General features: G+C 76.7%; 3 protein-coding genes. All 3 read right to left on the bottom strand.

What is annotated here, in order from left to right:
• On the bottom strand, positions 1–1,156 hold a 1,156-nt coding region (locus ACWCSD_RS50940; protein ID WP_449926833.1), incomplete at its 3' end, for a beta-N-acetylhexosaminidase.
• Entirely contained in the window at positions 1,153–1,923 is a 771-nt protein-coding gene (locus ACWCSD_RS50935) for a sugar phosphate isomerase/epimerase family protein (protein WP_449926830.1), read from the bottom strand. The genes ACWCSD_RS50940 and ACWCSD_RS50935, both read right to left, overlap by 4 nt.
• Complete coding sequence (locus tag ACWCSD_RS50930) at positions 1,920–2,834, bottom strand: Gfo/Idh/MocA family protein (protein WP_449926827.1); 915 nt, start codon at positions 2,832–2,834, stop codon at positions 1,920–1,922. The genes ACWCSD_RS50935 and ACWCSD_RS50930 overlap by 4 nt, the downstream gene beginning before the upstream one ends.
• Positions 2,835–2,844: the final 10 nt, after the last annotated feature.

The raw sequence follows: 2,844 nt of genomic DNA, 5'->3' as shown, positions 1-2,844 counted from the left end.
GTCGCCGGTAGGCCACGCCCATCCGGTCCAGCAGGGGAAGGTGATCGGCCAGCCGCCGGGTGAAGCCGCCCAGGTCGCGGCCCGCCGACCAGGCGGCCTCGGCCACGGCGCACAGGCGCGGGAAGGCGTTGTGGTCGAAGCGTTCCCTGGTGGGCAGGTACTCACCCCACAGCTGGGCCTGCAGGCCGAGCACGGAGTCGCCGGCGTCGTACCCGTAGACCGTCTCCAGGGCCCGCGGCCCGTCGAGCCCGGCCTCGGCGACCCGCCGCGCGGCCTCGGGGTCGGCGGCCCACTCGCCGGCGCGCACCTCGTCCCCGCCGATGTGCACGTACCGGGACGGGAACACCTCGCACAGCTCGTCCAGCACGTCGCGGGCGAACCCGGCGGCCCGCTCGCCCACGTTGAGCACGTGGGAGGAGATGCCCCACGACGTCCGCACCTGGACGGGCGTCCCGGAGGGGTGGCCCAGCCACGGGCAGGCGGCGATGGCGGCCTGCGAGTGGCCGGGGAACTCGATCTCGGGGACCACGCTCACGCCGCGCGCCGCCGCGTAGGCCACCAGGTCGCGCAGCTCCCGCTGGGTGTAGAAGCCGCCGTGCGGGACGCCGTCGAACCGGCCCTCGCGGGCGTGCCCGGCCGGCGACTCGGCGCGGCGGGCCCCGGCCTCGGTCAGCCGCGGGTGCGCGCGCACCTCGAACCGCCAGCCCTGGTCGTCGGTCAGGTGCAGGTGCAGCACGTTGAACTTGTGCAACGCCAGCAGGTCGACGTACGAGCGCAGGAAGGACATCGGACGCCACCAGCGGGCCACGTCGATCATCACGCCGCGCCAGGCGTACCTGGGCACGTCGCGCACCGTCCCGCAGGGCACGCCGCCGGGGCCGTCGAGCTGGCGCAACGTCTGCACGCCCCAGCGCAGCCCGGCGACGTCCGCCGCGGCGACGACGGCCCGCTCCGGGGTGACGTCGAGGGTGTAGCCCTCCGCGCCGAGCGACGGGTCCGGCACCAGGCGCAGCTCGATCTCGCCGGAGGCGTCGCCGCCGGTGGCCGGTCCGAGCAGCTCCCTGGCCAGGGCGGCGTGCGGCCCGCGCACCGGCGCGCGCACGCCGGGCTGGAACGTTCCCTCGCCCCGGTGTACCGAGGCGGCCAGGGGGATCACCGTCCCAGCACCGTTCGGAAGGCGGCCAGGGCCTCGCCGACGGGCGCCGCGTCGGGGTACCAGGCGCGTTCCCACTCCAGCGCCAGGAAGCCCGCGTAGCCGATCCGGTCCAGCTCGGCCAGCACGCCCGGCACGCCCACCGCGCCCTTGCCCGGCAGCACCGGCGCGAGGTCGGCGGGCGAGGCCGCGTCCTTGATCTGCACGTGCCGCAGGTACGGGCCCAGCGCATCCGCGGTGGCCGCGGCGCTCTCGCCGGCCCGCCACGGGTTGACCACGTCCCACAGCGCGCCGACGCGCGGCGAGCCGACCCCGGCCAGCACGCCGGCGACCGCCTGGCCCGTCAGGAACACGTCGTGCGTCTCCAGCAGCACGTCCACGCCGTTGTCCGGCAGCCGACCGGCCACGTCCGCGAGCCTCCGAGTCGCGGCGGCGGCCGGGTCGTCCTGTCCTTCGACCCCGCCGAAGACCCGCACGTACGGCGAGCCGAGCGCTTCGGCGATCTCGACGTGGCGCAGCACCTCGGCCACCGGGTCGCCGTCCGGCCGGGCCACGCGGGTGTAGGAGCACACGGCGACGATCCCGATCCCGGCGGCGGCGAACGTCCGGGCGATCGAGCGCAGCTCGACGGCGGGGGTGTCCGGCGCGACGATCTCACCTTCGGCGCAGCGCAGCTCGACGGCGGCGCAGCCGTACCGGGCGGCGGTGGCGACGACCTCCTCGGCCGGTGCGCCCGGCATGCCGAGCGTGCTGAACGCGAGCGGGTTCATGACTGTCCCTTCACTGTGACGGTGGAGCCCCGGCGGGCGGACTCGTAGACGGCCAGGGCGACGTCGAGGACCGACAGGGCGTACTCGGCGGTGACCTCGGGGGCGGTCCGGCCGGCGCAGGCCCGCGCGAAGTCGGCGAGCTGCGCGGCGAACGCGGTGGCCATCTCGCCGATGCCGGGCGCGGCGACCTGAGTGGCGACGCCGCCCCGGAAGGACCAGACGCCCTCGCCGCGGCTGATGCGCAGCGCGCCCTCGCCGCACACGATCTCCGCCTCGTCGGTGAACGGCAGGCCGGTGCCGGTGACCGAGATCGTCGACCGGGTGCCGTCGGCGTGCCGGGCCAGGGCGACCGCCTCGGTCTCCACCGACCCGCCGGCGGGCCCGGCGACGTGCGCGGTGACCTCCGCGATCGGCGAGCCGACCAGCATCTGAAGCTTGTCGATGCTGTGCGTGCCGACGTTGAGCACGATGCCGCCGCCGGCCATGTCGGCGTCGAGGAACCAGCGGGGGCGCGTCGGGTCGGCGTAGTCGGCGGTGCGCCGCTCGGCGGCCACCACGACCTGGCCGAGCTCGCCCGAGGCGAGGAACCCGGCCGCCGCGCGCAACATCGGGACGAAGCGCAGCACGTGCCCGACGGCGAACACGACGCCGGCCGCCCGGCACGCCTCGATCATGCGGACGGCGTCCTCGCGGGTGGTGGCGATCGGCTTCTCCACGAGCACGTGCAGCCCGGCCGCGGCGGCGTCGAGGGTGATCGGGGCGTGCAGCGCGTGCGGCACGGTGATCACGACCGCGTCGAGGCCGCCGGCGTCGAGCATCGCCCGGTGGTCGGTGAAGACGCGGGCGCCGGGGGGGGGGGGGCGCCGGGGGGGGGCCCCCCCCCCCCCCCCCCCCCCCCCCCCCCCCAGCAAACCCCCCCCC

Source organism: Nonomuraea sp. NPDC001684, from assembly GCF_053596515.1.
This window is presented reverse-complemented; position numbering and strand designations above follow the sequence as displayed.

Excerpts from the sequence above, each read along its gene's own strand:
- ACWCSD_RS50935 (WP_449926830.1), bottom strand. The coding sequence starts at position 1,923 with ATGAACCCGCTCGCGTTCAGCACGCTCGGCATGCCGGGCGCACCGGCC.